Origin of the sequence: Asanoa sp. NPDC050611, assembly GCF_040654855.1 — a bacterium.
GTDB lineage: Bacteria > Actinomycetota > Actinomycetes > Mycobacteriales > Micromonosporaceae > Asanoa.
In genome coordinates, this window is the sequence record NZ_JBFAIU010000539.1 from 1 (window position 1) to 3,345 (window position 3,345).

General features: G+C 73.3%; 3 protein-coding genes. All 3 read right to left on the bottom strand.

From position 1 onward, the window contains the following. The coding region (locus tag AB0H87_RS39790; RefSeq protein WP_360158369.1) for an FxsA family protein at positions 1-518 on the bottom strand (518 nt) is incomplete at its 3' end. A gap of 45 nt (positions 519-563) precedes the next feature. After that, a complete protein-coding gene (locus AB0H87_RS39795; RefSeq protein ID WP_360158372.1) occupies positions 564-1,361 on the bottom strand; it encodes a polyprenol monophosphomannose synthase in 798 nt (265 codons plus the stop codon). Next, a complete protein-coding gene (gene lnt, locus AB0H87_RS39800; protein WP_360158375.1) occupies positions 1,358-2,989 on the bottom strand; it encodes an apolipoprotein N-acyltransferase in 1,632 nt (543 codons plus the stop codon). The genes AB0H87_RS39795 and lnt overlap by 4 nt, the downstream gene beginning before the upstream one ends. Positions 2,990-3,345: the final 356 nt, after the last annotated feature.

Sequence of the window (3,345 nt, forward strand, 5' to 3'; positions counted from 1 at the left end):
GGGCCGGCCGGCCCCGGGCCGCCGGTCGGGCCCGCCGGCGGACGGGCGGCCCCGCCACCACCGCCACCGTCGGGCGGACGCGGCGCGCCACGCCGGACGCGTACCCGGCGCGGTCCGAAGAGATCACCCGCGGCGGCCGAGGAGATCCGCCGCTCGGTCCCCCGCCGGACCACCAGCCGGGCGATCTGGCGCCCCGGCGGCAGCGCCAGCAGGATGCCGAGCACGGCGGTGACCAGGCCAGGGATGGCCAGCAGCACGCCGGCACCGAGGCCGACGAGGCCGTCGGTGACCTGGTTGCCCGGCGGTTGGCCGGCGTCGGCCGCGGCTCGGAAACCGCGCCACGCCCGCATCCCCTCGCGGCGCAGCAGCAACACGCCGGCCGCGGACGCGGCCAGCACGAGCAGCACCGTGAAGCCGAAGCCGATCAGGTGCGCGACCAGGATGAATACGGCGATCTCCACCGCTGCGGTGAGCAAGATCGCCAGCGGCAGCCAGCGGACCAGACCTCGACGTCCCATCAATCCAGCATGACACGTGGTCGCACGGGCGGCGTCAGGGTCGCGTCAGGGTTTCCCAGCCGTATCGCGGCGACCGAACAACGCGTCCCGCCGCGAACGCAGGCCCCACACGGTCACCCGCATCAGCGCCTCGCGGACGATCGACGAGCTCATCTTGCTCGCGCCCCGCTCACGCTCGGCGAACGTGATCGGCACCTCGACGATCCTGAACCCGGCCCGGTGCGTACGCCAGGTGAGCTCGACCTGGAACGAGTAGCCCTGGGACGCCACCGACTCGAAGTCGATCTTCTCCAGGACCGGGACCTTGTAGACGCGGTAGCCGCCGGTCGCGTCACCGTGCGGCATGCCGAGGGCCAGCTTGACGTAGGTGTTGCCGACGCGGGAGATCACGAACCGGTGCCAGGGCCAGTTGACGACCTTGCCGCCCGGCGTCCACCGGGAGCCGATCACCGCGTCGGCGGAGCGGGCCGCGTCGAGCAGGCTCGGCAGCTGCTCCGGCGCGTGGGAGCCGTCGGCGTCCATCTCGACGACGGCGTCGTACCCGTGGTCGATCGCCCACCGGAAGCCCTGCACGTAGGCGGCGCCGAGGCCGGCCTTGCCGGGCCGGTGCAGCACGTGGATGTGGCTGTCGGCCGCGGCGAGCCGGTCGGCGATCTCGCCGGTGCCGTCGGGGCTGTTGTCGTCGGCGACGAGGATGTCGGCCGCGGGCACCGCCCGGCGGATCCGACCGGTGATGACCTCGAGGTTGTCGGCCTCGTTGTAGGTGGGCACTACGACGAGGACCTGCCCGACGCCCGGGTAGCCCTCCGTCACGTCGCCAACCGGCGTGTTGCCCTCGCTCACCGTTCCTCCGCGGTCGATGTCGTCGGTGCTTCTGCTGCCAATGGTGCGATCCCGTCGGGACTTTCGGGTCGCCGGCGCCGGATCACGGCCGCGGCGACCAGACCGGCCAGCGCGAACCCGGACAGCACCATCTCGGGCCAATAGCCCAACTGTGTAGCCAGCGTACGCGTTGCGCGCGGTGTCAGTTCGGCGAGCAGGATACCCGGGGCGTTGAACCCGGTCTCCTGGTGCACCGACCCGTCCGTCCCGACGAAACCGGACACACCGACGGTGGAGGCCATCAGCGCGTCCCGCCCGTGTTCGACGGCCCGCAGCCGGACCATCGCGAGCTGCTGACGGGCCTCGGACTCGTCGAAGGTCGCGTTGTTGGTCTGGACGGCGAGGATACCGGCGCCGCCGGTCACGGTGTCGCGGACGATCCCGTCGTAGGCGACCTCGAAGCAGATCACGTCGCCGATCGTGGCCGCACCCATGTCCAGCACCCCGGGCGTGTCGCCGGCGACGAAGTCGGACCGGACCCGGTCGACCTCCTTGCTGACCATCCGGGCGATCTTGCGCAGCGGGATGTACTCGGCGAACGGCACCGGGTGCTGCTTGATGTACATCCGGGACTCGTCGGGGCCCTGGCCGGGCAGCCAGACGATGCCGGCGTTGCGGACCTGGTTCTCGCCGGGGCCGCGCAGCACCGCGCCGACCAGGATCGGCGCCTTGATCGAGTCGGCGGCGCGGGAGATCGCGGCGGCGGCCTCCGGGTCGAGGAACGGGTCGACGTCGCTGGAGTTCTCGGGCCAGATGACCAGGTCGGGCTGCTGCGCCTGGCCGGTGGTGACCCGGCCGGCCAGTTCGACGGTGCCGGTCACGTGGTTCGCCAGCACGGCCCGGCGCTGTGCGTTGAAGTCCAGGCCGAGGCGGGGCACGTTGCCCTGGATGACCGCGACACGCACGGGCTTCTGGCCGTCGGTGCCGCCGCCCACCGGAACGAGCAGCCCGACCGCCGCGAGGGCGACGGCGCCGGCGGCGAGCAGGACGCTCGGGACGCCCCAGCGGCGCCACGCCGCGGTCACCAGCAGGCCGCCGACCACGGCGACCACGAACGTGACCAGCGGTGCGCCGCCGAGGGAGGCGAACCGCAGCGCCGGCGAGTCGCCCTGGCTGAACGCCAGGCGCCCCCACGGGAAGCCGCCGAACGGGAGCCGGTCCCGGGCTGCCTCCTGACCGACCCAGAGGACGCCGGTCAGCAGCGGCCAGGTCCACCGGTGGCGGTCGACCAGCGGGCTCGCGTACGCGGCCAGTGCCCCCAGCAGCGCGATGAACAGGGACTCGGCGACGAACAGCAGCACCCACGGGAGTACGCCGGTGTGCAGGTTGGTCCACTCGAGCAGCGGGCCGAAGAAGATCAGGCCGGCGAGGAGGCCCAGGGCGGCGCCGGTGCGGGCACGGCGGCGGTGGACGGCGGCCGCGAGCAGGGCGACCGAGACCGGGGCCAGCCACCAGAGGTCGTAGCGGGGGAACGCGAGGAGCTGTGTGAGGCCGGCGGCGACGGCCATCGGCACCGCGACCCGGGCCGGCAGTAGCCGGAGTGCCGGCGGTGCGGCCACGGCGGGGGCGGCCTCGGCCACGGTCACCATCGCTCTCCCATGCCGGGAAGGGTACGGCAGCCACCCTCCAAGATCGCTGCGGGTGCCGGAACGGAAATCGGGGCGTGACCTCGCGGTCACGCCCCGATGCTCCCAGGCCCATCCCCGGCCGGTGCGGCAAAAGGTGCCGCGAGACCTTCGTTCCGACCGGACGACGGTTGGCTACCCCCGCCGGGCCGTTGTCTACTGGCCGCGCCTACCCCCTTGCCCGTACACCGGAATCTGCGACCCCTCATTCGTGGCGGCCCGGTGCGCCCAGGCGGCGAGCGGGCCCGCGGGGGCGGGCAGCGCGGCGAACCCCGCGAGCACGGCTGCGACGCTCATTCGCGGTTGACCTCCACACTGTC